This window comes from Streptomyces panacea (genome assembly GCF_040560175.1).
Taxonomy (GTDB): Bacteria; Actinomycetota; Actinomycetes; order Streptomycetales; family Streptomycetaceae; genus Streptomyces; species Streptomyces panacea.
In genome coordinates, this window is sequence record NZ_JARJHW010000014.1 from 1 (window position 1) to 22970 (window position 22970).

General features: G+C 70.9%; 21 protein-coding genes. 9 read left to right on the top strand and 12 right to left on the bottom strand.

Annotated features, from left to right (window positions below; all coding sequences use genetic code 11):
- Positions 1 to 223: 223 nt before the first annotated feature.
- Both P3L51_RS05810 and P3L51_RS05815 read left to right on the top strand, forming a co-directional pair.
- Complete coding sequence (locus P3L51_RS05810; RefSeq protein ID WP_354603961.1) at positions 224 to 1705, top strand: AlkA N-terminal domain-containing protein; 1482 nt, start codon at positions 224 to 226, stop codon at positions 1703 to 1705.
- A gap of 13 nt (positions 1706 to 1718) precedes the next feature.
- Positions 1719 to 2264, top strand: coding sequence for a methylated-DNA--[protein]-cysteine S-methyltransferase (locus tag P3L51_RS05815; protein ID WP_354603962.1), 546 nt, complete (start codon positions 1719 to 1721; stop codon positions 2262 to 2264).
- Positions 2265 to 2266: 2 nt separating this feature from the next.
- On the opposite strand, the gene P3L51_RS05820 is transcribed toward P3L51_RS05815, so the two are convergent.
- Entirely contained in the window at positions 2267 to 2881 is a 615-nt protein-coding gene (locus P3L51_RS05820; protein ID WP_354603963.1) for a TetR/AcrR family transcriptional regulator, read from the bottom strand.
- Positions 2882 to 2953: 72 nt separating this feature from the next.
- On the opposite strand from P3L51_RS05820, the gene P3L51_RS05825 reads away from it, so the two are divergent.
- Complete coding sequence (locus P3L51_RS05825; RefSeq protein ID WP_354604021.1) at positions 2954 to 3979, top strand: glycoside hydrolase family 113 protein; 1026 nt, start codon at positions 2954 to 2956, stop codon at positions 3977 to 3979.
- Positions 3980 to 4004: 25 nt separating this feature from the next.
- Here the strand turns inward: P3L51_RS05825 and P3L51_RS05830 are convergent, their stop codons facing one another.
- From P3L51_RS05830 to P3L51_RS05840, 3 genes are all read right to left on the bottom strand, one after another.
- Complete coding sequence (locus tag P3L51_RS05830; RefSeq protein ID WP_354603964.1) at positions 4005 to 4730, bottom strand: SIR2 family NAD-dependent protein deacylase; 726 nt, start codon at positions 4728 to 4730, stop codon at positions 4005 to 4007.
- Between the two features lie 88 nt (positions 4731 to 4818).
- Positions 4819 to 6015, bottom strand: coding sequence for a hypothetical protein (locus P3L51_RS05835; RefSeq protein WP_435594386.1), 1197 nt, complete (start codon positions 6013 to 6015; stop codon positions 4819 to 4821).
- Positions 6016 to 6360: 345 nt separating this feature from the next.
- Positions 6361 to 6858 carry an NUDIX domain-containing protein gene (locus tag P3L51_RS05840; protein WP_354603966.1) on the bottom strand — a complete coding sequence of 166 codons (498 nt, stop codon included), beginning with the start codon at positions 6856 to 6858 and terminating at the stop codon, positions 6361 to 6363.
- A gap of 177 nt (positions 6859 to 7035) precedes the next feature.
- Here P3L51_RS05840 and P3L51_RS05845 point away from each other — a divergent pair, with 177 nt between their 5' ends.
- Positions 7036 to 8190 carry a glycerate kinase gene (locus P3L51_RS05845; RefSeq protein WP_354603967.1) on the top strand — a complete coding sequence of 385 codons (1155 nt, stop codon included), beginning with the start codon at positions 7036 to 7038 and terminating at the stop codon, positions 8188 to 8190.
- 386 nt (positions 8191 to 8576) lie between these two features.
- On the opposite strand, the gene P3L51_RS05850 is transcribed toward P3L51_RS05845, so the two are convergent.
- On the bottom strand, positions 8577 to 9776 hold the full coding sequence (locus tag P3L51_RS05850) for a PucR family transcriptional regulator (RefSeq protein ID WP_354603968.1): 1200 nt from the start codon (positions 9774 to 9776) through the stop codon (positions 8577 to 8579).
- Between the two features lie 194 nt (positions 9777 to 9970).
- Between P3L51_RS05850 and P3L51_RS05855 the strand changes: the two genes are divergently transcribed.
- From P3L51_RS05855 to P3L51_RS05875, 5 genes are read left to right on the top strand one after another with little or no spacing between them, the layout of a single operon-like run.
- Complete coding sequence (locus P3L51_RS05855) at positions 9971 to 10771, top strand: ABC transporter ATP-binding protein (RefSeq protein WP_354603969.1); 801 nt, start codon at positions 9971 to 9973, stop codon at positions 10769 to 10771.
- On the top strand, positions 10768 to 11685 hold the full coding sequence (locus P3L51_RS05860) for an ABC transporter ATP-binding protein (protein WP_354603970.1): 918 nt from the start codon (positions 10768 to 10770) through the stop codon (positions 11683 to 11685). The genes P3L51_RS05855 and P3L51_RS05860 overlap by 4 nt, the downstream gene beginning before the upstream one ends.
- Positions 11682 to 12572 (top strand): branched-chain amino acid ABC transporter permease, encoded by an 891-nt coding sequence (locus P3L51_RS05865; protein ID WP_354603971.1) that lies wholly within the window; start codon positions 11682 to 11684, stop codon positions 12570 to 12572. Before P3L51_RS05860 ends, P3L51_RS05865 begins: the two co-directional genes overlap by 4 nt.
- On the top strand, positions 12565 to 13692 hold the full coding sequence (locus P3L51_RS05870; protein WP_354603972.1) for a branched-chain amino acid ABC transporter permease: 1128 nt from the start codon (positions 12565 to 12567) through the stop codon (positions 13690 to 13692). The genes P3L51_RS05865 and P3L51_RS05870 overlap by 8 nt, the downstream gene beginning before the upstream one ends.
- A complete protein-coding gene (locus P3L51_RS05875; protein ID WP_354603973.1) occupies positions 13689 to 14972 on the top strand; it encodes an ABC transporter substrate-binding protein in 1284 nt (427 codons plus the stop codon). Before P3L51_RS05870 ends, P3L51_RS05875 begins: the two co-directional genes overlap by 4 nt.
- A 71-nt stretch (positions 14973 to 15043) precedes the next feature.
- Here the strand turns inward: P3L51_RS05875 and pssA are convergent, their stop codons facing one another.
- The 7 genes from pssA to ccrA form a co-directional block, all read right to left on the bottom strand.
- Positions 15044 to 15898 carry a CDP-diacylglycerol--serine O-phosphatidyltransferase gene (gene pssA / locus P3L51_RS05880; protein WP_354603974.1) on the bottom strand — a complete coding sequence of 285 codons (855 nt, stop codon included), beginning with the start codon at positions 15896 to 15898 and terminating at the stop codon, positions 15044 to 15046.
- A complete protein-coding gene (locus P3L51_RS05885; RefSeq protein WP_354603975.1) occupies positions 15885 to 16532 on the bottom strand; it encodes a phosphatidylserine decarboxylase in 648 nt (215 codons plus the stop codon). Before P3L51_RS05885 ends, pssA begins: the two co-directional genes overlap by 14 nt.
- 168 nt (positions 16533 to 16700) lie before the next feature.
- On the bottom strand, positions 16701 to 17906 hold the full coding sequence (locus P3L51_RS05890; RefSeq protein ID WP_354603976.1) for an acyl-CoA dehydrogenase family protein: 1206 nt from the start codon (positions 17904 to 17906) through the stop codon (positions 16701 to 16703).
- A 3-nt stretch (positions 17907 to 17909) separates the two neighbouring features.
- Entirely contained in the window at positions 17910 to 18458 is a 549-nt protein-coding gene (locus tag P3L51_RS05895) for a MaoC family dehydratase (RefSeq protein ID WP_354603977.1), read from the bottom strand.
- A gap of 3 nt (positions 18459 to 18461) precedes the next feature.
- Positions 18462 to 19454, bottom strand: a complete 993-nt coding sequence (locus P3L51_RS05900; protein WP_354603978.1) for an HpcH/HpaI aldolase/citrate lyase family protein — start codon at positions 19452 to 19454, stop codon at positions 18462 to 18464.
- The gene (locus P3L51_RS05905; RefSeq protein ID WP_354603979.1) at positions 19451 to 21502 is read right to left on the bottom strand and encodes a protein meaA; all 2052 of its coding nucleotides are present in this window, start codon (positions 21500 to 21502) and stop codon (positions 19451 to 19453) included. The genes P3L51_RS05900 and P3L51_RS05905 overlap by 4 nt, the downstream gene beginning before the upstream one ends.
- A gap of 1 nt (position 21503) precedes the next feature.
- Positions 21504 to 22841 (bottom strand): crotonyl-CoA carboxylase/reductase, encoded by a 1338-nt coding sequence (gene ccrA / locus P3L51_RS05910; RefSeq protein ID WP_354603980.1) that lies wholly within the window; start codon positions 22839 to 22841, stop codon positions 21504 to 21506.
- Positions 22842 to 22970 lie beyond the last annotated feature (129 nt).

A 22970-nucleotide genomic window follows, 5' to 3' on the forward strand; every position in this document is an offset into this window, starting at 1 on the left:
CGCCGCGTTGTCGGAGTCGGCCGAGTACGCCCGGTACGAGACCGATCCTTCGCCTTGCGATGTACCGCACCAGCCGCCGCGGGCCCCGCCCTGCGGGCGGACGGCGCTGCTTTGAAGACACGACCCAGAGGCGTACGGCGGGGCACGGCGTACGCGCAGGCAGCGCGAGGTTGATGTCGGATTCTCGCCAGCTCCGCCACCCCGTGTGACGGATGCTTGACCCATGCACACCGACACCGAGCGCTGCTTGCGTGCCGTCCGGTCCAAGGACGCGCGATTCGACGGTTGGTTCTTCACGGCCGTTCTGACCACCGGTATCTACTGCCGTCCGAGCTGCCCGGTCGTGCCCCCCAAGGCCGAGAACATGGTCTTCCACCCGAGCGCCGCCGCCTGCCAGCAGGCCGGATTCCGCGCCTGCAAGCGCTGCCGGCCCGACACCAGCCCCGGCTCCCCCGAGTGGAACGCGCGCGCCGACTCCGTGGCCCGCGCCATGCGCCTCATCCAGGACGGGATCGTCGACCGCGAGGGCGTCACGGGACTCGCGGGGCGCCTCGGCTACTCGGAGCGGCAGGTCGAGCGGCAGCTGCTCGCCGAACTCGGCGCGGGCCCGCTCGCGCTGGCGCGCGCCCAACGGGCCCAGACCGCGCGGCTGCTCATCGAGACGACCGCGCTGCCGATGGCGGAGGTCGCCTTCGCCGCCGGTTTCTCGTCGATCCGCACCTTCAACGACACCGTCCGCGAGGTGTTCGCACTCGCCCCGACCGAACTGCGGGCACGCGGCGCCCGGCGGTCGGACACCGCCGCAGGCCCCCGGACGCCCGGAGTGATCTCCCTGCGGCTGCCCTTCCGCGCACCGCTCAACCCGGACAACCTCTTCGGACACCTGGCGGCGACGGCGGTCCCGGGCGTCGAGGAGTGGCGGGACGGCGCGTACCGGCGCACGCTCTCCCTCCCGTACGGGCACGGCATCGTCTCCCTGACACCGAAGCCCGACCACATCCGCTGCCGGCTCGCGCTGACCGACCCGCGCGATCTCACCGTCGCCATCAGCCGCTGCCGACGCATGCTCGACCTGGACGCCGATCCGGTCGCCGTGGACGAGCAGTTGCGTACCGATCCGCTGCTCGCCCCGCTGGTCGGCAAGGCGCCGGGACGCAGGGTGCCGGGCACCGTCGACGCCGCCGAGTTCGCCGTACGCGCGGTACTGGGCCAGCAGGTCTCGACCGCCGCCGCGCGCACGCACGCCGCCCGTCTCGTCACCGCGTACGGCACACCCGTGGACGATCCCGAGGGCGGCCTCACCCATCTCTTCCCCACGCCCGACGCGCTGGCCGCGCTGGACCCCGAGGCCCTCGCGCTGCCGCGCAGCCGCCGCACCACGCTCATGACCCTGATCGCCGCACTGGCCGACGGCACGCTGCCGCTCGGCACGGACAGCGACTGGGACGAGGCCAGGGCCCGGCTCCACGCGCTTCCCGGATTCGGGCCGTGGACCGTGGAGGTGATCGCGATGCGCGCGCTCGGCGACCCGGACGCGTTCCTGCCGGCCGACCTCGGTATCCGCCGTGCCGCGCGGGCACTCGGCCTGCCGTCGACACCCGCCGCGCTCACGGCGCGCGCCGCCGCCTGGCGGCCCTGGCGCGCGTACGCCGTGCAGTACCTCTGGGCCACCGAGGACCACGCCATCAACGTACTTCCCGCGTAGAGGAGTTCACCGCATGACCAGCAGATCGCACACCGTGGTCGACAGCCCGTACGGGCCGCTGACGCTCGTGGCCACCGACGGCGTGCTGAGCGCGCTCTACATGACCGAGCAGCGCCACCGCCCGCCGCAGGAGACCTTCGGCGAGGTGGACACCCGCCCGTTCGGCGGCGTGATCGACCAGCTCGACGAGTACTTCGCGGGCGGGCGCACCGAGTTCGACCTGCCGCTGCGGCTGCACGGCACGCCGTTCCAGCGGAGCGTCTGGGACCAGCTGCTGACGATCCCGTACGGCGAGACCCGCAGTTACGGCCAACTGGCCGACGCGCTCGGCAAGTCGGGGGCGTCGCGCGCGGTCGGACTGGCCAACGGCAAGAATCCGGTGGGCATCATCGTGCCGTGCCACCGGGTGATCGGCTCGACGGGCAGCCTCACCGGATACGGCGGCGGGCTGGACCGCAAGCAGCGCCTGCTGGTCTTCGAGGGCGCGGCGGGCCCGGCGCCCGCCGGTACGAAGACGGCGGGGGCGACCAAGGCCACCGAGTCCGACACGCTGTTCTGATCTCAGCGGCCGGTCGCGCGTCCGCGCACCAGGGGCAGGAACACCTCGTCCACGATCTCCGTCAGCACCTCGTCGGGGACCTCGGGCAGCCCCCGCAGGGCGTACTCCCCGCGCAGCAGCGTCATCGGAACGGACGCCACGCGCGGATGCGTCGCACCGGCCGCAACCTCCCCCCGCGCCACCGCGCGCTCCAGCAGCGTCAGCCACGCCCCGTCCGTACCGCTGCCGCCGGCCTGCTCCCGCAGCAGCGTCAGCAGGTCGGGGTCGTCGCCCGCCGCCGAGAGCAGGTCGCGCAGCACGGCGCCGCGCGGTGAGGACCACAGCGTGTTCGCCGCGCGCAGCAGCGCCAGCGCGTCGCCGCGCAGCGTCCCCGTGTCCGGGACGGTCAACTCCGCGTCGGCCGACCGGCGGTAGGCGGCGACGCCGAGCGCCGCGCGTGTCGGCCAACGCCGGTAGATCGCGTTCTTGTTGGTGCCCGCGCGCCGCGAGACGCGGTCCATCGTCATGCCCGCGTAGCCGGTGGCCCGCAGCTCCTCGGCCGCCGCCCCCAGGATCGCGTCCTCCAGCGCCGCGCCCCGGCGCCGGGTCGCGAGGTCGCGCTGTTCGTCGGCCGTCATGGGACCCCCCTTTCCGTATTAGGGTACGCGTCGTACCCTAAATCAACCATGATCGCGGGAACGGAGACAGCGATGCGCGCTCTCGGCATCAACTACGACACCGGTTTCACCTCAGGCGCCACCACCACGCACGAACCGTTCCGCCCGGACATTGTCCGGCGTGAGATGCGGGTGATCCACGACGTGCTGCACTGCGACGCCGTACGCGTCACCGGCGGCCACGCCGACCGGCTGGAGACCGCGGCCCGTGCCGCCGCCGACGTGGGCCTTGAGGTCTGGTACTCGCCGTTCACGAACGGTCTGACCCAGGACGAACTCCTCGCGTTCCTCGTCGACGCCGCCGACCGCGCCGAACTCCTGCGCCGGGACGGCGCCCGCGTCGTGTTCCTGACCGGATCCGAGATCAGCCTGTTCACCGCCGGCTTCCTGCCCGGCGCCACATTCCAGGAGCGGGCGGCGACCCTGGCCGACCCCGCCGCGTTCCGCGCGCTGCTTCCCCAACTGCACGCCACGCTCAACGTGTTCCTCGCGCGGGTTGTCACCGAGGTCCGCGCCCGCTTCCGTGGCCGGATCGGCTACGCGTCCCTCGCCTTCGAGGGCGTGGACTGGACTCCGTACGACGTCATCGCCACGGACGCCGGCTATCGCGACGCCACCAACGCCGACACGTTCCCCGACGCCCTGCGCGCGCAGGTGGCACGGGGCAAGCCGTTCGGTGTCACCGAGTTCGGCTGCGGGACCTTCCGCGGCGCCGCCGACCTCGGCGGCCGCGGGGACTCGATCGTCGAGTGGGACGACAACGCGCGACCGGTGCGGATCGCCGCCGGGACGGTGCGGGACGAGGCGGAACAGGCCGTCTACGTGGGGGAGATGCTCGACATCTACGAAGCGGCCGGTGTCGACGCGGCGTTCGTTTACACCTTCGCCCGCCGCGACCTGGAACACGACTTCGACGCCGCCAGTTTCGGGGTGGTCAGGGTCCTGCCGCCGGGCGGCGCCGAAGGGCCGTACGCGGAGCTGGGCTGGCAGCCGAAGGCGGCTTTCCATGTCCTGGCCGGGTTCGGCCGGACCCGGCGCGAGCGGGCGGCCACGGCCTGAGCCGCCCGACGCCTCACCGACGTGATCAGCTCTCGTGGAACCGCTCCAGCAGCGTGGGCAGCGCCGTGCCGATCGGCTCGCGGATGATCTCGTCGGCCTGCGCGTCGTACGGCGTCGGCTCGGCGTTCACCACGACGAGCCGCGCGCCGTGCTCGGCCGCGATCCCCGCCAGCGAGGCGGCCGGCTGCACCTGGAGGGTCGTACCGACGGCGATGAAGACCTCGCACGCCTTGGCGATCGTGAGGGCCTGCCCGAGAACCTCCGGGTCGAGCCGTTCGCCGAACATCACCGTCGCCGACTTGAGAACGGCGCCGCACACGGTGCACGGCGGGTCCTCCTCGCCCGCCTCGACCCGGGCCAGCGCCTCCGCCATGGTGGAGCGCGCCCCGCATCCGGTGCAGACCACCGCCCGCGCCGTGCCGTGCAGTTCGAGCACCTTGCGGGCGGGCATCCCCGCGAGCTGGTGGAGGCCGTCGACGTTCTGCGTGATCACCCGGACCGCGCCGCCGCCCGCGCGGTCGAGCTCGGCGACGGCGCGGTGCGCGACGTTCGGCCGGGCGCGGAAGGCGGGGCTGTCCCGGCGCATCCGCCACGAGCGGCGGCGGACGTCCGGGTCGCTCATGTACGCGTCGTACGTGACGAGCTTCTCGGCCCCGGGATCGCGCCGCCACAGGCCGTTGGGACCGCGGTAGTCGGGGATGCCGGAGTCCGTGGAGATCCCGGCGCCGCTGAGGATCGCGACGAGAGTCATGCCGCGAGGCTATGCGGCGAAGCCGGGATGGGCGACCCAATACCCACCAGGAGCCAGGAGCCAACGGCCGGCGACCGGCGACCGGCGGTCAGTGGTCAGCGGTGGCGGTGCCTCTGGTGGAAGTCGCCGGGGGATCGGGGTGCGGCGTGTGACCCACGTAGTCGGAGGGTTCGGTCGTGCCGTCGGCGATGACGGCGGTGACCGGGGTGAAGGGCGTCGGCACGCGGCCCGTCCAGCGGTTCAGGACCGCCCTGCCCGTCTGCTTGGTGACGCCGTCCTCCACGACCGTGCCCGCCTCGGCGAGGTAGTAGCGGCCGTCGTCGAGCGACACCAGCCCGTACTGTCCGGTCGACTCCCAGCCGTACGTACCGGACGCCGGGTGGTGCAGCCCCCGCGTGAGGAGCGGCAGCAGCCGGCCGCGTTCGGGCTGCGGCTGGCCGCTGACCGGGCCCGAGACCGGATGCCTCGAACCGTCGAGGACGAAGAGGGAGTAGTTCGGGAACTGCGCCTTGGTGCCCTTGTACGCGGCCAGCAGCCAGTTGCCGGTGTGCGCGTCGTAGTCGAGATTCTGTACGCCGTAGGTGGTGTTGCCGGTGTAGCTGAAGTACTTGCCGTCGGGCGATCCGGGGCCGCTGGTGTGCGGATCGGCCTGGGTGAGCGGGCGCTCGTACTTCTTCCAGCGCCGGATGTCGTACTGGAGCAGCACCTGGTTGTCGTTGTCCTGCCGGGTGGTGTTGGCGTAGACGCCGTACGCGACGGTGAGCAGTTGGGTGTGCCTCTTGCCGCGCTTGTCGTCGAAGCCGGGGCCGAACGCGACGCCGTCGATGCCGCTGCATCCGTAGCGGTGGTCGGCGGTCTTCGCGGTGTCGCCGTCGAAGACGCCGTTCCCGTCCATGTCGGCCGTGTAGTCGTCCACGACCTCCTTGAGGTGGACGGTGGACACGACGCCGGTCGTCTCGGCGTCCATGCCCATCTCGGTGATCCGGTCACCGTCGAAGATCGCGATGTAGAAGGCCTTGGCCGCCTTGTACTCCAGGGAGCCGTAGACCCTGCCGTCCCGGGTGTTGAAGTCCAGGTCCCCGAGGTGCCCGGTGAAGCCGGTGACCGAGCCGACGGGCGCGCCGGTGAGGTCGGTCTTGACCAGGAGATTGGTGAACGAGAAGTACACGAAGCCCTTGCGGCGGTCGACGGCCATGCCCTGGACATGGCCGGACTTCCAGGCGCCGCCGTCCACGGTCGTCGGGAGCCCGGGGCTCTTGGCCGGGGCGGCGGACACGGCGGGCATGACGGCCGTGCCCGCTTCCGCCGTGCTCGCGTCCGCAGTGCCCGCATCCGCCGTGCCCACGTCCACTGTGCCCGCGTCCTCCGTGCCCGCCGAAGCGGTTCCCGCGCCCGCCGCCACAACCGCCGTGGTGAGCAGGGCTGTCAGCCAGCCGCGAATCTGACGTCGCATGTTCCCTCCGGTGTCCTGGGCCTGGGATTCTGGATCATGCAGGGCGCTCGTGCACGGCGGGCCGACGCGAGGTGAATCGGCGTCAGCCGGGGGCGGCCCATCGAGTGGCGCGTACATGGCATATGAGAGCAGCTCCGGCCGCACCCGTCACCACCGCGTACATACGGATCAAGTGGATCACTCGACCCGGCGGCCGTTCTCCAACTCCACGGCCCCGGTGCCGGCTTCGAGCGCGTCGAGCCCCGCGAGGATGCGGGCCCCGAGCGACCCGATCACCAGCTCGGGAATCCTGTGACGGTCCACCAGCCGCCAGGAGAGCAACTCCTCCTGCTGGAGCCGGATCTCACCGAGCCGCTCCTCGGCCAGGACTCCGCCGTCGTACAGATACGCCACCACGGGCGGCCGGTCCGGCGCCTGTGACCAGTCCACCGCGAGCAGCCGCCCCAACTCGACGTCCAGCCCGATCTCTTCGAGCGTCTCGCGCCGCGCCGCCCGACGCGGCGTCTCACCCTCGTCCGACTCGACGGTCCCGCCGGGCAGCGCCCAGCCTGGCCGGTAATTGGGCTCGACGATCAGCACCCGCCCCTCCTCGTCCCGGAACAGCGCGGCGGCGCCGGAGAGTACGCGGGGGAGCCCGGCGAGGTAGGCGAGGTAGTCAGCGTCGCGAGAGGTCACGCGGAAAGCCTAGATCAGTGGCCCCTCCGGGGCACTGGGACCGTTCCCATGTCTATCGGAGGTTTGTCCAATTTTTTGCGGCCCCGGTGGCGGGCCGCCGCCCGTGGGCAGGAAGAGGCCCGGCCGGATAGGGTCGGTGCGGCGCGACTGCCTGTTCGAAAGCAAAGGGATGACAAGGTGACGGACGGAGCAGTAACCGAGGCCGCGCACGTGCTCGTCGCGGCGGACAAGTTCAAGGGCTCGCTCACGGCCGTAGAGGTCGCCGAGCGGGTGACGGCCGGGCTGCGACTGGTCGCCCCCCACGTGACGGTCGAGGCACTTCCCGTCGCCGACGGCGGCGACGGCACCGTCGCCGCGGCGGTGGCGGCCGGATTCGAACGGCGAGAGGTACGGGTCACCGGGCCGCTCGGCGACGAGCTGACCGCGGCGTACGCGCTGCGCGACGGCACGGCCGTCGTGGAGATGGCCGAGGCGTCGGGCCTCCAGCACCTGCCCGACGGAGTCTTCGCACCCCTCACGGCCGGTACGTACGGCTCCGGCGAACTGCTGCGCGCCGCGCTCGACGCGGGCGCGCGCACCATCGTCTTCGGCGTCGGCGGCAGCGCCACCACGGACGGCGGCGCGGGCATGCTGGCCGCGCTCGGCGGGCGCTTCCTGGACGCGGACGGGCGGCCGGTGGGACCCGGCGGCGGCGGACTGCGCGCTCTCGCGACGGTGGACCTGTCCGGGCTCGACCCCCGCATCGCGGGGACGGACATCGTCCTCGCCAGCGACGTCGACAACCCGCTGACCGGGCCGAAGGGCGCCGCGGCGATCTACGGGCCGCAGAAGGGCGCGTCCCCCGAGGACGTCGGCACGCTCGACGCCGCGCTCGCGCACTACGCGCGCGTCCTGGAGAAGACGCTCGGCGCCAAGGCGGCCGAGTCCGCGCTCTCACCCGGCGCCGGGGCCGCGGGCGGTATCGGGTACGGCGCGCTCGTCGGCCTCGACGCGAGCTTCCGGCCCGGCATCGAGGTCATGCTCGACGTGCTCGGCTTCGGTCCCGCGCTGTCCCGCGCCACGCTCGTCATCACCGGCGAGGGCTCGCTGGACGAACAGACCCTGCACGGCAAGGCCCCGGCGGGCGTCGCGGCGGCGGCCCGCGCGCGGCACATCGAGGTCATCGCGGTCTGCGGCCGACTGGCACTGCGCCCGGAGGCCCTGGGCCGCGCGGGCATCCGCCGCGCGTACGCCCTGACGGACCTGGAACCGGACCCGGCACGCTGCATGGCGGAGGCGGGCCCACTGCTGGAACGCATGTCGGCGGGCATCGCGCGCGATTTCCTGGTCTGACGCCGCGGCGGGTCCCGTCCCGACGGACTGGACCCGCCGCCGCGCGGCCCCGCGGGCAGGGCTGGTCCTCAACCGCCGGACGGGCTCAAGGCGCCGCCCGCCGCGACCGGTTCGTTCTCGATCGCCGGACGGCTCCGACATGCTCACGCCGCGCGGGAGGAGTCCTCAACCGCCGGACGGGCCCGGGGCGCGAGCGGTCGGTCATCGCCGCGATGGGCGGCCTGCGACGGGCGACGTTCGCCGTGTGCGGACGTGGACACCGACGTCGCGTTGTCGCCGGGCGCGCTCGGGACACGTCCAGCCGCGACCGGGTCTCTCCTCGATCGCCGGGCACATCCAGCCCGTCCGGCGAGCGAGGACACAACTCACCACCCGCCGACGCCCCTTCACCCCGGCGTCAGCCGAAACGCGTCGAGTGCCAGTGTCATCTCGATCAGGTCCCGTGGGCGGGACAGGGAACGTGACGTCAGTTGTTCCAGGCGGCGCAGACGGTTGAAGACCGTGTTGCGGTGGCAGTACAGGCGCGTCGCCGCGCGGCCCGCCGAGCCGCCGTACTCCAGCCAGGCGTCCAGCGTCTCCAGCAGGATCGCGCGGTCCGCCGGGTCCAGGTCCAGCAGCGGGCCGAACACGTCCGCGATCAGACGGGCCGCGAGTTCCGGCTGACTGACCACCAGGGCCGTCGGGAGGCGTTCGTCCAGGCGGACGATGCTGCGCGCGTCCGGCGGGAGCGTGCGCAGCGCCGTCTCGGCCAGCCGGCGCGCCCGGCCCAGCTCGGCCAGGCTGTCCACCACCGGGCTGATGCCGCCGGGGCCCTGGCAGAGCCGTAACAGCAGCGCCGCCAGCTCCGTGAGACCCGTCTCCCCGTCGAGCGCGACCACCGCGATCTCGCAGTCCGTACGCATCCGCCAGAAGAAGCGCATCCCGTCCGCCACGGCCACCCGCTGGAACGGCTCCCGCCCGTCCCGCCGCTCCACCCGGACGACCACCACCACGTAACGCCCCTGCTCGGGCAGGTCGAGCCCGGCCGCCGCCCGGGCCGCGAGGCCCGGGGTCGAGCGGCCTTCGAGCAGCGCGTCGAGCAGCGCCTGCACCCGTTCGTCGCTCCGCCGGTGCATCGACTGCTCCGTGCTGCGGTACGCCTCCGCGACCGTCGTCGCCTGCCGGTCGACACCCGCCCACATGTGGGACGCCGTGTGCACGAGCATCGAAACGTCGTCGGGGTCCTTCTCGCCGACGATGCGCAGCAGTTCGTCCCAGACCAGATAGCCGGCGTGCCGGTACGCGTGCAGCACCAGGTCCAGCGCCAGCCCCTGCTCCGCCCGTCGCCGTCCCAGCTCCCGCGCGTACGCCAGGTCGCGGCGCGGTGCCGAGCGCGGGGCCGCGATGGCCTCGATCCCGTACCGCATCGCCTCGTTGATCTGCCGCCAGTGCTCGTCGCGCGGCACGGCCGCCTCGAACTGCTCGGAGTGGTGCGTGAGTTCGTCCATCAGCTGGTCGGTCAGCGCCGGTACGCGCTCCAGCAGCATCCGGGACGCGGTCACCAGGACCGACCACTCACGATCAGTGCGCGCTCTGCGGCCACTCATTGCTGGTGAGGATGCCACCGGGAGGCGCGCCGCGACACCCCTTGTGCGCGTGCACAATCCGGCCGCCGCGCCGCTGGTCATCGGCAGCGATTCGGCCGTACGCCGTGGACGGTGCCCGGGCCCGGTGCTGAGGTGTGCCTCCACGGCATGTCAGGACATCCGAATCAAGCGGAGTTCAACGCAGAGGAGAATGCATGGCCGCGCTCGAAGTGCGTGCCCTGTCCGTCGGTTACGGCCCGGTACGCGCCCTGCACGAGGTGTCCATCGACGTACCGTCCGGCGGGATCACTGCGGTGCTCGGTGGCAACGGCGCGGGCAAGTCCACCCTGCTCAGGGCCATTTCCCGCACCCTCGGCTTCCACCGGGGAACGGCCGGCGCCGGCACCGTCCACTTCGACGGCCGGTCCCTCGGCGGGCTCGGCGCCGCCGGGGTGGTGGCGGCCGGAGTCGTCCAAGTCCCGGAAGGGCGGCAGGTGTTCGCCCGGATGACGGTGGCGGACAATCTGCGGGCCGGCGCACTCGGCGCGCGCGGCGGTCGCAAGCGGTACCTGGCCTCCCTCGCCGAGGTGCACGCGCTGTTCCCCGTACTCGCCGACCGCGCGGGCCAGCGCGCCGGACTCCTCTCCGGCGGCGAGCAGCAGATGCTCGCGCTCGGCCGGGGCCTGATGGCACGCCCCCGGCTGCTCCTCCTGGACGAACCCTCCCTCGGGCTGGCCCCCCTGATGGCGGCCCGGATCGGCGAGACCATCCGGCAGATCAACTCCACCGGCACCTCCGTCCTGTTGGTCGAGCAGAACGCGTCCATGGCCCTGCGGCTGGCGTCCCGCGCGTACGTCCTGGAGGTCGGCGAGGTCACGCTCGAAGGGGACGCCGCCGAACTGGCCGCCTCCGACGAGGTACGCCGCCGCTACCTCGGAGTCGTGGACGAGACGGCCGCCGAGGACGCGGGCCGGGCACAGGAATCGGCACCGGTGCTCCGGAGGTGGACCGCGTGACGGACTTCGAGACGAGCCCGGCCGGCACCGACGGCCACGCGGCGGACGGACATCCCGAACGGACGGTCGGCCGCGCCACCCCGGACCACGACTCCCCGCCGCCCCTCACCGTCACCGACGTCACCGTCCGCTTCGCCGGACTCACCGCCCTCGACTCGGTCTCCTTCACCGTCGAACCCGGCAGCGTCCACGCCGTCATCGGCCCCAACGGCGCGGGCAAGTCCACCTGCTTCAACGTCCTGTCCGGCGTCTACCGCGCCACCTCCGGCCAAGTCCGCCTCGGCGCGACCGAACTCACCGGCCTCGCCCCGCACCGCATCGCCGCGCTCGGCGTCGCCCGCACCTTCCAGAACCTCGCCCTCCCGCCGCACGCCACCGTCGCCGACAGCATGCTGCTCGGCCGCCACCGCCTCACCCGCGCCGGGTTCCTCGCCACCGGCCTCCGGCTGCCGTCCGCCGCCCGTGAGGCGCGCCGGCACCGGGCCAGGGTCGGCGAGATAGCCGAGTTCGTGGGGCTGGCCGGCGATCTGGACCGGCCGGCGGGAGCCCTTCCGTACGGCAAGCAGAAGCTCGTCGAGCTGGGCCGCGCCCTGTGCATGGAGCCCACCGTGCTGCTCCTGGACGAACCCGTCGCCGGGATGACGGCCGACGAGCGGCGCCGTACGGCCGCCGTCGTGGCCGGTGTACGCGACAGCCTCGGCATCTCGATCGTGCTGGTCGAACACGACATGGGGGTGGTGATGCGGCTCGCCGACGCCGTGACCGTCCTCGACTTCGGACGCCGTATCGCCGGCGGTACGCCCACCCAGGTGCAGAGCGATCCGGCGGTCGTCCGCGCCTACCTCGGCGAGAGCGCCGACTGCGACGACCGCACCCCCGACCCCACCGCCACCAACGAGGAGGCCACGTCATGACCACCTTCGTCGAACTCCTCCTCGGCGGGCTCTCCATGGGCTCCGTCTACGCCCTCATCGCCCTCGGCTTCGTCGTCATCTTCAAAGCCACCGAGGTCGTCAACTTCGCCCACGCCTCGCTCCTCCTCGCCGGCGGCTATGTCACCGCCGTGCTCCACGAGGACATCGGCTTCTGGCCCGCGCTCGCCGTGGGCGTCGCGGGCGCCGCCGTCGTCGGATCGGCCGTCGAGTACACCGTCATGCGCCGCTACCGAGGCTCCGACCACAGCGTCCTCGCCATCGTCACCATCGGCGTCGACATCCTCCTCACCACCGAACTCACCCGACGCATCGGCACCGACGTCCTGGCGCTCGGCGACCCGTGGGGCGACAAGGTCCTCACCATCGGGGACATCACCATCGCCCAGACGCGCGTCGCGGCCTTCGTCGCGGCGGCGCTCCTGATCACCGCGTTCCTGCTCGCCTTCCGCTACACCACCTGGGGCGTCGCGATGCGCGCGGCGGCCGAGAACCCGCAGACCGCCGCGCTCATGGGCGTTCGCCTGGGCCGGGTCTCGCTCTCCGCCTGGGCGGTCGCGGGCTCGCTCGCCGCCGTCGCCGCCCTCTTCCTCACGGTCTTCCCGACCCCCGGCCTCGAACGCGCCACATCCCTCGCCGCGCTCAAGGCCTTCCCCGCCGCGATACTCGGCGGCCTCGACTCCACGACCGGAGCGCTCGCCGGGGGGCTCATCGTCGGCGTCACGGAGTCCTTCGCCACCGGCTACCAGAGCGATCTGACCTTCCTCGGGCGCGGCTTCGGCGATCTCGCGCCGTATCTCGTGATGGTCGTGGTGCTGCTCATCCGGCCCGCCGGCCTCTTCGGTACGAAGGAGCTCGCCCGTGTCTGACACGACGGAAGCACCCCCGGCAGAGACACCCGCGACCCAACCACCCACGGCGGCCACCCGTTTCCGTCCCCGCGCCTACGCCTGGCTCGCCGGTTCCCTCCTGCTCCTCGCCCTGCCCTTCTACCTCGACCGCTTCTGGCTCCAGGCCGGCCTCTTCGCCATGGCCGCCGCCATCGGAGCCATCGGCCTCAACCTCCTCACCGGCGCCACCGGCCAGCTCTCCATGGGCCACTCCTTCTTCCTCGCCGTCGGCGCCTACGGCTACTGCGTCCTGGCCGGCGAGAGCGGCGAGGAGAACGGCCGGCAGCTCACCGGACTCGGCCTGCCCACCTGGCTCGCGGCTCTGCTCGCCGTGCTCCTCGCGGGCGCGGCGGGAGGTCTCTTCAGCCCCATCGCCGGCCGGCTGCGCGGTGCCTATCTCGGCATCGCGACCCTCGCGCTGATCTTCATCGGGCAGCACGTCCTCTTCAACGCCGGGGGACTGACCGGCGGGTTCAACGGCCGCGACGTCCCCGTACTCTCCCTCTTCGGCTTCGACTTCGACGACACCGAGGTCGTGATCGCCGCCGTCCCCTTCGGCTCGTCGGAGAAGCTCTGGTACGCGGGCCTGTTCGCCCTCCTCGTCGGCGCTCTCTTCGCCCGCGGCGTGCTGCGCGGCCGGCCGGGCCGGGCCATGAACGCGATCCGCGACCACCGCATCGCCGCCGGTGTGATGGGCGTGCCGGTCGCCCGCTACCGGGCCGCCGTGTTCGTCCTCTCCTCGATGTACGCGGGGCTGGCCGGCGTACTGATCGCGCTGATCTTCCAGCGGACGGTCCCCGACTACTTCGGCATGATCCTGGCCCTCGAATATCTCGCCATGATCGTCATCGGCGGTCTCGGCACGGTCGCCGGAGCCGTCGTCGGCGCGGCCTTCGTCGCCCTGCTGCCGCAGCTCCTCACCCACTACAGCGACTCGCTGCCGCTGGTCGCCGACCCCGGCTCGGGCGGCGTCACACCGGGCGAGGCTTCCCGCTATCTGTACGGCGCCGCGATCGTCGCGGTGGTCCTGTTCCTGCCCGGCGGACTCACCCGCCTGTCAGTTCCGATGGTTCGACGGCTCTCACGGGAGAAGACATGAAGCGACGCGCACGTCACACGAACGCACCGAGGGCCGGCGCGGCGCTGCTTGTCGTGCTCGCCCTCGCGCTCGCCGGATGCAGCGGCAAGGCCACCGAGGGCGACGACAAGGCCGACGGCGGGGGCGCCGGAGGAGTGAAGACCGGGGAGGGCGTCAGCGACAAGACGATCTCGCTCGGTGTGCTCACCGACATGACCGGTGTCTACGCCTCGCTCGGCAAGAGCGTCACCCAGGCCCAGCAGCTGTGGGCGGACCAGACGAACAAGGCGGGCGGTATCTGCGGCCGCACGATCGAGCTGACCGTACGCGACCACGGCTACGACCCGCAGAAGGCCGTCGCCGCCTACACGGAGCTGGCACCGGACGTGCTCGGCTTCGCCCAGTTCATCGGCTCGCCCTTCGTCGCCGCCGTCGAGAAGCGCATCGACGGCCAGGACAAGGGCCTGGTGCTGCCGCAGGCCTGGTCGGCCAGTCTGCTCGGCAGCCCGTACATCCGGGTCGTCGGCGCCACGTACGACATCGAGACCATCAACGCGATCGACTACCTCCTCACCAACAAGCGCATCACCAAGGGCGACAAGATCGGCCACGTGTACTTCGAGGGCGACTACGGCGAGAACGCCCTCGTCGGCTCCGAGTACGCGGCCGAGCAGGCCGGGCTCACGGTCGTCGAGCAGAAGATCAAGCCGACCGACAACGACATGTCCGCGCAGGTCGCCGCGCTCAAGAAAGCCGGGGTCAAGGCGATCGTCATCAGCGCGGGACCGCGCCAGGCGGCCTCGCTGGTGGGTGTGGCGGCGGCCGGCGGGTTCAATGTGCCGGTCGTCGGCAACAACTCGGCCTTCGCCCCGCAGCTCCTCGCCACGGCGGCGGGCCCCGCGCTGATGAAGGACTACTACATCGCCTCCTCCACCCTGCCCATCGGCTCGGACGAGCCGGCGCCGAAGAAGCTGGCCACGGAGTACGCGGCGGCCTACCCGGACGACGGTCTCGACAACGGCGTCGTGTCCGGCTACACGGCCGCCTCGCTCTACGGCGAGCTGCTGAAGAAGGCGTGCGAGAACAAGGACCTGACCCGGGCGGGCATCGACAAGGTGCTCCTGGGGCTCGACGGGTTCTCCACCGGTTTCGGGATCACCCACGACTTCTCGGACCCGGCGGCACCCTCCACCCGGCAGTCCGTGATCATGAAGCCGGACTCGAAGGTGCCGGGCGGCCTGAAGGTCGTCCAGGAGGCGCGGGTGGCGAAGCCCGCGGAGTCGTTCACCTTCGGCGACTGACCGCTCACCCGCATACGAGAAGGGCCCGGACGCCTCAGGCGTCCGGGCCCTTCATCTGTCGATACGTACCGCTACGGCAGCTGCGCCGCCCGCGCCTCACGCCGGTTGTCACGGAACGTGTTCACCCGTCGCGCCGTGGCGAAGAGCGGAATCACGGCGCCCGTCACCACCTGGAGCGCACAGCCCGTCTGGAGCAGCAGCTGGCCACCGGGCGCGTCGAACGCCCAGGCCGCCAGCAGCCCCATCGCGGCCACGATCCAGCTGAGCATCGCCACCGCGAGGACACCTCGTGGCTTCGGATACTCCACCCGGCTCACCATCAGCCACGCCACGCCCATGATGGCGAGCAGCGTCGGCACGAAGGGAAGTTCGAGCAGCACGATCGAGACGACCGTGAGCGCGCCGAAGGGGCTCGGCATGCCCTGGAACATGCCGTCCTTCAGCGTCACGCAGGAGAATCTCGCGAGCCGCAGGACCACCGCCAGAAGCACCACGATCGCCGCCAGCGCCGACACCCGCTGGTGCGCGTCGTCGGCGACCATGCCGTAGACGAGCACGAAGTACGCGGGCGCCAGGCCGAAGCTGATCAGGTCGGAGAGGTTGTCCAGCTCCGCGCCCATCGGGGAGCTGCGCAGCTTGCGCGCCACGAGGCCGTCGAACAGGTCGAAGACCGCCGCGCACAGCATGAGGATCACGGCGGTGGCCGCGGAATGCCGCGCCATGCCGGACTCTTCGCTGCCCTGGAGGTGCGGGATCAGGATGCCGGTGGTGGTGAAGTACACGGCCATGAAGCCACAGGTGGCGTTGCCGAGGGTGAGGGTGTCCGCTATCGACAGCCGCATGGAAAGCGGCATGTCTTCGGCTTCGTCCTCCTCCTCGGTCTCCGTGGCCCAGCCGGCCTGTGTGTCGGGATCAATCACGGTCAATTCGAGTCACCCCTGCGGTCGTGGCCTGACCGACCTCGACAGCGACCTCGACACCTTCCGGAAGGTAGATGTCGACGCGCGAGCCGAAACGGATCAGGCCGATGCGCTCGCCTTGCTCCAGCTTGGTCCCCTGCGGTACGTACGGCACGATCCGCCGCGCCACGGCGCCGGCGATCTGCACCATCTCGATGTCACCGAGTTCGGTGTCGAAGTGCCAGACAACGCGCTCGTTGTTCTCGCTCTCCTTGTTGAACGCCGGGACGAAACCGCCGGGGATGTGCTCGACGGACGTCACCGTGCCCGCGAGGGGGGCGCGGTTGACGTGGACGTTCAGCGGGCTCATGAAGATCGCGACGCGGGTGCGCCCGTCCTTCCACGGCATGATGCTCTGCACCACTCCGTCGGCCGGTGAGATGACCCGGCCCTGTGTGATCTCTCGCTCGGGGTCGCGGAAGAACCACAGCATGCCCGCCGCGAGAGCGGTGGCGGGCACGGCGATGACGGCGGCGCGCTTCGAGCGGCGCGCGCGGACCAGACTGAGTGCTGCGGTGGCGACGGTCGGCAGAAGCCACGGCGATGCTCCGCGCGCGAGGCGGACGCTGCCGCGTGGTGCGGAGGTTTGGCTGTGGGGCATGGATGACCTTCGTAGCGGATGATGCCGCACGGGCAACGGGGACGGCGGCTTTCCGTCGATGGTATCGGTTGCCGGGTGCAACTGGGCAATGCAGAAGCCGAGTCGGCGGCCGGAAGACGATGACGCGGTGTGATGTCGAGGGCGGTCAAATGGGACCATAGGCCGCGATCAACCCTGGAATCGGTACTCCTCCAGCAGTCGCCGACCAATGATCATTTTCTGGATCTCGGCGGTACCCTCGCCGATCAGCAGCATCGGCGCCTCGCGGTAGAGACGCTCGATCTCGTACTCCTTGGAGAAGCCGTAACCGCCGTGGATACGGAAGGCGTCCTCGACGACTTCCTTGCAGTATTCGGAGGCGAGGTACTTCGCCATCCCTGCCTCCAGGTCGTTTCGTTCCCCGGAGTCCTTTTTGCGCGCCGCATTCACCATCATCGCATGCGCCGCTTCGACCTTGGTGGCCATTTCGGCCAGCTTGAACTGGATCGCCTGGTGCTGGGCGATCGGTTTGCCGAAAGTCTGGCGCTGCTGGGCGTACGAGACGCCCAGCTCGAAGGCGCGTTGTGCCACGCCACAGCCGCGCGCGGCGACATTGACGCGGCCGACTTCGACACCGTCCATCATTTGGTAAAACCCTCGGCCGGTGATGCCGCCGAGTACCCGATTGGCCGGAATGCGCAGTCCGTCCATGATCAGCTCAGTGGTGTCGACGCCCTTGTACCCCATCTTGTCGATCTTGCCGGGGATGGTGAGACCGGGCCGTACCTCACCGAAGCCGGGCTCCTTCTCGACCAGGAACGTGGTCATCGACCTGTGCCGGGCCGTGCCCTCGGGGTGGCCTTCGTCACTGCGGCACAGAACCGCGACGAGCGTGGACGTGCCGCCGTTCGTCAGCCACATCTTCTGGCCGTCGAGCACGTAGTCGTCGCCGTCCTTCACGCCCTTCGACGTGATGGCCGACACGTCCGAGCCGAGCCCCGGCTCGGACATCGAGAACGCGCCACGCACCTCGCCGGCCGCCATGCGCGGCAGGAAGGTGTCCTTCTGCTCCTGGGTGCCGTGCTGCTTGAGCATGTACGCCACGATGAAATGCGTGTTGATGATTCCCGAGACGGACATCCAGCCGCGGGCGATCTCCTCCACGCAGAGCGCGTAGGTGAGGAGGGACTCGCCCAGACCGCCGTACTCCTCGGGAATCATCAGCCCGAACAGACCGAGTTCCTTGAGCCCTTCGACGATCCGGGTCGGGTATTCGTCGCGGTGCTCCAGCTCCGTGGCCACGGGAAGGATCTCTTTGTCGACGAAGTCCCTTACCGTGGAGAGGATTTCCCGCTGGATGTCGGTCAGATCCGCGGTCTGGGCGAGACGGCTCATGAGTCAGCTCTCCTGCGTCTTCTGCTTCGTCGGTCCCGGCTGCTTGGGCGTCGTTCCCGGTTCGGGCCGGCCGGGCTGTTCACCGCCGCGTTCGTCGATGTAGGCCGCGGTCGGCACCATCACCTTGCGGCGGAACACACACACGACCGTGCCGTCCTGCTTGTAGCCCCGGGTCTCCACATGGACGACCCCCCGGTCGTCCTTGGACCGTGACGGTGTCTTGTCCAGAACGGTCGTCTCCCCGTAAAGCGTGTCGCCGTGAAAGGTCGGCGCGATGTGCCGCAGCGACTCGACCTCCAGATTGGCGATGGCCTTTCCGGAGACGTCGGGCACCGACATACCGAGCAGCAGTGAGTAGATGTAATTGCCCACCACCACGTTCCTGCCGAAATCGGTGGTCTTCTCCGCGTAGTTGCTGTCGAGATGGAGCGGATGGTGGTTCATGGTCAGCAGACAGAACAGGTGGTCGTCGTACTCGGTGACGGTCTTGCCCGGCCAGTGCTTGTAGACGGCCCCGACCTCGAACTCCTCAAAGGTGCGTCCGAATCGCATCTCTCACGCCTCCGGGGCTTCGAACTTCGAGGTCCGCCGCAGACCCGCCGCCCGGCCCTTGCCGGAGACGACCAGCGCCATCTTGCGGCTCGCCTCGTCGATCATCTCGTCGCCGAGCATCGCCGACCCCTTCTTGCCGCCCGCCTCGGACGTCGCGTAGTCGTACGCGTCGAGGATCAGCTCCGCGTGGTCGTAGTCCTCCTGCGACGGCGAGAAGATCTCGTTCGCCGCGTCGATCTGGCCCGGGTGCAGGACCCACTTGCCGTCGAAGCCCAGCGCGGCGGCGCGGCCCGCGACCTCGCGGAACGCGTCCACGTCCCGGATCTGGAGGAACGGCCCGTCGATCGCCTGGAGATCGTGCGTACGGGCCGCCATCAGGATCCGCATCAGGATGTAGTGGTAGGCGTCCGCGCCGTAGCCGGGCGGCTGCTGCCCGACCACCAGCGTCTTCATGTTGATCGACGCCATGAAGTCGGCGGGGCCGAACACGATGGTCTCCAGCCGCGGCGACGAGGCCGCGATCTCGTCCACGTTCACCAGGCCCTTGGCGTTCTCGATCTGCGCCTCGATACCGATCCGGCCGACCTCGAAGCCCATCGTCTTCTCGATCTGGGTGAGCAGCAGATCGAGCGTCACCACCTGCTGCGCGTCCTGGACCTTGGGCAGCATGAGGCAGTCGAGGTTGTGCCCGGCGCCCTCGACGACCGTGATCACGTCGCGGTACGTCCAGTGCGTCGTCCAGTCGTTGACGCGCACGACCCGGGTCTTGCCCGTCCAGTCACCCTTGTTCAGCGCGTCGACGACGGTGTGCCGGGCGCCCTCCTTGGCGAGCGGCGCGCAGGCGTCCTCCAGATCGAGGAAGACCTGGTCGGCGGGGAGGCCCTGGGCCTTCTCCAGGAAGCGCGGGTTCGAGCCGGGGACCGCCAGGCACGAGCGCCGCGGCCGGAGCCTGTTCGCGGGTGTGTCCGACGCGGTGGACTGCGGCGACGTGGTCATGTGGAGACCTCCAGGGGGTCCAGGGGTTCGAGCTTGTTGGCGTGACGGATCTCGTCGACGATACGACCGATGATCTCGGTGATCCCGAAGTCCTTCGGGGTGAAGACGGCGGCCACTCCGGCGGCCCGCAGCACGGCCGAGTCGGCGCTCGGGATGATCCCGCCGACGATCACCGGGATGTCCCCGGCCCCCGCCTCCCGCAGCCGGCCCAGCACGTCCGGCACCAGCGCGGCGTGCGAGCCGGACAGGATCGACAGACCGACGCAGTGCACGTCCTCGGCGACGGCGGCGTTCACGATCTGTTCCGGCGTCAGCCTGATGCCCTGGTAGACCACCTCGAACCCGGCGTCCCGCGCCCGTACGGCGATCTGCTCGGCCCCGTTGGAGTGGCCGTCCAGCCCCGGCTTGCCCACCAGCAGCCGCAGCCGCCCCGAGCCCAGCTCGGCGGCCGTCCGGTCCACCTTCTCCCGTACGGCGGCGAGTGGCGTCCCCGCCTCGGCGGCGACCGCGACCGGCGCGCCGCCCACCCCCGTCGGCGCCCGGAACTCGCCGAAGACGTCCCGCAGCGCGAAGGACCACTCGCCGGTCGTCACCCCGGCCCGCGCGCACTCCACGGTCGCCGCCATCAGATTGTCGGTGCCGGCCGCGGCCCGCTTCAGGGCGGCCAGCGACTCGCCCGCCCGCGTGTCGTCGCGGCCCGCCCGCCACTCGTGCAGCGCGGCCACCACCCGCGCCTCGTTCGCCGGATCGACCGTCATGATCGCGGTGTCCAGATCGGCGGTCAGCGGATTGGGCTCGGTCGACTCGAAGCAGTTGACGCCGACGATCTTCTCCTCGCCCGACTCGATACGGGCCCGGCGCTCGGCGTGCGAGGAGACCAGCCGCGACTTCAGATAGCCGGACTCGACGGCCGCCATCGCGCCGCCCATCTTCTCGATCCGGGCCATCTCCGCCAGCGAGTCCGTGACGAGCGAGGCCACCTTCGCCTCCACGACATGCGACCCGGCGAAGATGTCCTCGTACTCCAACAGGTCGCTCTCCAGGGCGAGTACCTGCTGCATACGCAGTGACCACTGCTGGTCCCAGGGCCGGGGGAGTCCCAACGCCTCGTTCCAGGCCGGGAGTTGTACGGCGCGGGCGCGCGCGTCCTTGGAGAGCGTCACGCCCAGCATCTCCAGCACGATGCGCTGCACGTTGTTCTCCGGCTGCGCCTCCGTCAGACCGAGGGAGTTGACCTGGACGCCGTAACGGAAGCGCCGCTGCTTCTCGTCGGTCACTCCGTACCGCTCGCGGGTGACCTGGTCCCAGATGCGGCCGAAGGCGCGCATCTTGCACATCTCCTCGATGAAGCGCACCCCGGCGTTCACGAAGAACGAGATGCGGGCGACGACATCGCCGAACCGCTCGGCCGGCACCTGCCCGCTGTCCCGCACCGCGTCCAGTACGGCGATCGCCGTCGACATCGCGTACGCGATCTCCTGGACCGGGGTCGCCCCCGCCTCCTGGAGGTGGTAGCTGCAGATGTTGATCGGGTTCCACCGGGGGATGTGCGCCACCGTGTACGTGATCATGTCGGTGGTCAGCCGCAGCGAGGGCACCGGCGGGAAGACGTGCGTCCCGCGCGACAGGTACTCCTTCACGATGTCGTTCTGCGTCGTCCCCTGGAGCAGATCGCTGTCCGCGCCCTGTTCCTCGGCGACCACCTGGTAGAGCGCCAGCAGCCACATGGCCGTGGCGTTGATGGTCATCGAGGTGTTCATCCTGTCGAGCGGGATGTCCTGGAACAGCCGCCGCATGTCACCGAGATGGGAGACGGGCACGCCGACCCGGCCGACCTCGCCGCGCGCGAGCACGTGATCGGGGTCGTAACCCGTCTGCGTCGGCAGGTCGAAGGCGACGGAGAGACCGGTCTGGCCCTTGGCGAGGTTGTTCCGGTACAGCGTGTTGGACGCCTCGGCGGTCGAGTGGCCCGCGTAGGTCCGCATGAGCCAGGGCCGGTCCCTGGACGGCCTGTTGCCCGCCCCGGGTTCGGATTCGGGTCGGGGCATGTCACACGTCCCGGAAGCGGTTGATGGCGTCGATGTGCAGCGCGCGGGTCTCCGGGTCGCTGACGCCCAGGCCCTCGCGGGGCGCCAGCGCGAGCACGCCGACCTTCCCCTGGTGCCGGTTGCTGTGCACGTCGTACGCGGCCTGGCCGGTCTCCTCCAGGGGATAGACCTTCGACAGCGTGGGGTGGATCCTGCCCTTGCCGACGAGCCGGTTGGCCTCCCACGCCTCGCGGTAGTTGGCGAAGTGCGAGCCGATGATCCGCTTCAACGACATCCACAGATAGCGGTTGTCGTACTCGTGGGTGTAGCCGGACGTCGACGCGCACGTGACGATCGTGCCGCCCTTGCGGGTGACATACACACTGGCGCCGAAGGTCTCCCGGCCCGGGTGCTCGAAGACGATGTCGACGTCCTCGCCGCCGGTCAGCTCCCGGATGCGCTTGCCGAACCGCTTCCACTCGCGCGGGTCCTGGTGGTGCTCGTCCCGCCAGAACCGGTAGTCGTCGGCGGTGCGGTCGATGATCGCCTCGGCCCCCATGCGCCGGCAGATCTCCGCCTTGTGGTCACTGGAGACCACACAGACCGGGTTGGCGCCGCCGGCGAGCGCGAACTGGGTGGCGTACGAGCCGAGTCCGCCGCTCGCCCCCCAGATCAGCACGTTGTCGCCCTGCTTCATCCCGGCGCCGTTGCGCGACACCAGCTGGCGGTACGCGGTGGAGTTGACCAGGCCGGGGGCGGCGGCCTCCTCCCAGCTCAGGTGCGCGGCCTTGGGCATCAGCTGGTTGGACTTGACGAGTGCGATCTCGGCCAGGCCGCCGAAGTTGGTCTCGAAGCCCCAGATGCGCTGCTCGGGGTCGAGCATCGTGTCGTTGTGCCCGTCCGAACTCTCCAACTCGACGGAGAGACAGTGCGCGACGACCTCGTCGCCGGGGTGCCAGGTGTTGACACCGGGTCCGGTCCGCAGGACGACCCCGGCCAGGTCGGAGCCGATGACGTGGTACGGCAGGTCGTGACGCCTCGACAGCTCGCTGAGCTTGCCGTAGCGCTCCAGGAAGCCGAAGGTCGACATCGGCTCGAAGATCGAGGTCCAGACGGAGTTGTAATTGACCGAGCTGGCCATGACCGCCACCAGGGCCTCGCCGGGGCCGAGTTCGGGCACCGGCACGTCGTCGAGGTGGAGTGACTTGCGCGGGTCCTTCTCGTGGGAGTCGAGACCGGCGAACATCTCGGTCTCGTCCTTGTGCACGGTCACCGCGCGGTACGACTCGGGCAGGGGAAGTGCGGCGAAGTCGGCGGACGTGCTGTCCGGCGACTGGATGGCGTCCAGGATGTCCTTCACGGTGTGGCCTCCGGCGAAGCGTGTTGCGGGAACGCTGAACAGGTCCCTGAGGGATGGGACGAGGGGCCGCGCTGTGCGCGTGGTGCGATGGAGGTGTGCCGTCGGTTCGGCGGGTGGTTCGACGCGTGG